Origin of the sequence: Kitasatospora sp. LaBMicrA B282 (assembly GCF_050325825.1) — a bacterium.
Lineage (GTDB): Bacteria > Actinomycetota > Actinomycetes > Streptomycetales > Streptomycetaceae > Kitasatospora.
The window spans coordinates 1-414 of record NZ_JBNQTI010000423.1 but is presented as its reverse complement, the minus strand read 5'-3'; the positions used below and the strand labels follow the sequence as shown (position 1 = coordinate 414).

The window sequence follows — 414 nt, the reverse complement described above, 5'->3', positions numbered from 1 at the left end:
AGGAGACGCTCTCGTACGAGCAGGCGCGGGACGAGCTGATCGAGGTCGTACGGCGGCTGGAGGCGGGCGGCACCTCGCTGGAGGACTCCCTGGCGCTGTGGGAGCGCGGGGAAGAGCTGGCCAAGGTGTGCCGGCGCTGGCTGGAGGGGGCGCGCGCCCGCCTGGACGCGGCGCTCGCGGAGGAGGAAGAGGGCGAGGGGGGCGCCGAGTAGGGCGCACCCCTGGGCTGTGGGGTGGGTCACCCCGCAGCGGGTTTTGTTGAAAGTTAAAACTCAATGGGCGTATGGTCGTACGGTCAGCCGCGGTCCGGAGCGGACCGTACGCATCACCGAGGAAGTCACGATGTCTCTCGTTCTTGACCCCGCCGCCCAGGACCTGCTGTTCCGCGAGGCCCACACCGCGAACACCTTCACC

At 69.6% G+C, this 414-nt stretch carries 1 protein-coding gene and 1 pseudogene; both read left to right on the top strand.

The window, feature by feature from the left end:
* Positions 1-212 (top strand): exodeoxyribonuclease VII small subunit (locus ACQRUO_RS39770; protein ID WP_428321039.1); only part of this gene is annotated, 212 nt, incomplete at its 5' end.
* Positions 213-228: 16 nt separating this feature from the next.
* Positions 229-414: pseudogene (locus tag ACQRUO_RS39765) on the top strand (hypothetical protein); the annotation flags it as partial.